The organism is Vibrio sp. 378 (genome assembly GCF_033339435.1).
In genome coordinates, this window is sequence record NZ_JAWOUO010000837.1 from 1 (window position 1) to 591 (window position 591).

The following is a 591-nucleotide window of genomic DNA, read 5'->3' on the forward strand; positions in this document are numbered from 1 at the left end:
CGGCAACATTTCCAGTGCTCCTGCGGCTCGATACATGATTTTGCGTTTGTCCAAATCAACAATATCTTCTGCACTCAGCATGCTTTTTCGGCTTTGCCACTGCGATACTGCAACGTGTTCTTCTTCAAAAAACTGCTCTTGAGAAATGCTCTCAGCGATACGAGGGTGATCTTTGTTACACACCACCATCAAACGCTCAGTGATCACGGGTTCAACTTTCAAGACCGTTCTCCCGCGTGGTGCTAAATCGATAATCAAATCATAACGTTGTAAGCGTAGATCACTTTCGTAATCCTCAGTAAACAGCGGGTGCACTTCCAAAGCGATATTCGGCGCTAACTCGTGAATCTGCTTCATCAACTGTGGCAGTAACTCGTAGCTTAAAATCGACACGCAAGCGATAGAGAAAATGCGATTGGAAACTTTAGGATCAAACTCAACCGATGCCGACAGCGTCGAGGTAAAGTTCTTTATCGCCGCAACCATAGCCGGATAAATATCGACAGCAAACGATGTTGGCTCAACACCAGAAGAACTGCGGTGAAACAATGGTTCGTCGTAGATATCGCGCAATCTAGCTAGCGCTTTACT

General features: G+C 45.9%; 1 protein-coding gene. It reads right to left on the reverse strand.

Features of this window, described 5'->3' with window-relative positions:
- A partial coding sequence (locus R7Q48_RS29135; protein ID WP_318133841.1) for a LysR family transcriptional regulator occupies positions 1 to 591 on the reverse strand: 591 nt, incomplete at both ends.